The organism is Henriciella sp. (assembly GCF_029937755.1).
Lineage (GTDB): Bacteria > Pseudomonadota > Alphaproteobacteria > Caulobacterales > Hyphomonadaceae > Henriciella.
In genome coordinates this window covers 1-1,177 of sequence record NZ_JAPYPG010000030.1, presented here as the reverse complement: position 1 = coordinate 1,177, position 1,177 = coordinate 1, and the positions used below count along the sequence as shown (strand labels likewise).

The 1,177-nt window shown below is 58.0% G+C and carries 2 protein-coding genes; both read left to right on the top strand.

Annotated features, from left to right (window positions below; all coding sequences use genetic code 11):
* Positions 1-224 (top strand): hypothetical protein (locus Q1K29_RS18420; RefSeq protein ID WP_300396844.1); only part of this gene is annotated, 224 nt, incomplete at its 5' end.
* A 159-nt stretch (positions 225-383) separates the two neighbouring features.
* Positions 384-1,088, top strand: coding sequence for an IS6 family transposase (locus tag Q1K29_RS18415; RefSeq protein ID WP_300396842.1), 705 nt, complete (start codon positions 384-386; stop codon positions 1,086-1,088).
* The last annotated feature ends 89 nt before the right edge of the window (positions 1,089-1,177 follow it).

Genomic DNA, 1,177 nt, shown 5'->3' with positions numbered 1-1,177 from the left:
ACACTCGCTTGATTTTGTGCTTGCAGAACCGGGGCCGTCCACACATGACAGCACCCGCTGCCATGCTCACAAGGCCGGTCACGACACTCAAGATTGCAGATTTCACCTTCATTCGCTGTTCCTCCTCACGGATGCGCGATGCCTGCGGGCGTCGTGGAAAACTATCCCCCGGCCAAGAGAAAATCTCTTCCAAGCAACGCGCAGAAGGCGTGGCAGGCGCATAATCAATGTCTACGCCTGCGGGGTGGGCGGCATGGTCTCCCTATGCGGGTTCGCCTGGTCCGGCGCAACCGGGCCAGCATGAGCAACGCGATCATCTGGTGGGGCATTGTCAGCGGAACCGGCCAATTGAGCTGACCGGCCGTTCCGGCTAGCGTCACTGGATGCCCCAAAACCCGTTCCGCTATTTCAAGACGTCGCCGGAAATCATCCAGCTCGCGGTGATGATGTATGTGCGATTCCCGCTCTCCTTTCGGAATGTCGAAGACCTTTTGCACGAGCGCGGCGTCGACATCTGCCACGAGAGCGTGCGGCACTGGGTCGACCGGTTTGGGCCGATTTTCGCCGGCAAGATCCGGGTGCGACGGGCCAGCTACATGTGCCAGATCACTCAATGGCAGTGGCACCTGGACGAGGTCTTCGTGAAGATCAACGGGGAGACCCATTACCTCTGGAGAGCCGTCGATCATGAGGGCGAGGTGCTTGAAAGTTACGTCACGAAAACACGAGATAAATCAGCGGCCTTACGGTTCCTTAAAAAGGCGATGAAGCGGTATGGATCACCACGCGTCGTCGTGACGGACCGGTTAAGATCGTATGGCGCAGCCATGAACGACATCGGGAACATCGATCGCCAGGAGGTCGGTCGTCACCTCAATAATCGAGCGGAGAATTCGCACTTACCATTTCGCCTACGAGAACGAGCAATGCTGAGTTTCAGGCGAATGTCGAACTTGCAGAAATTCGCCTCAACCCACGCCTCGTTCCAAAACCACTTCAATCTCGATCGCCACATCAACCGCCGCCAGGCCTTCAAATCACAACGTGACGCCGCGCTCTACGAATGGCGCCAACTTCTGGCTGGATAGGACAGGCGCGGGCGGAGTTTCTGGAGACGGGTTTGCGTTAGACTGATGGGGTGGACGGCCCCTCCCACCGGCATCGTGATGTGCCATGC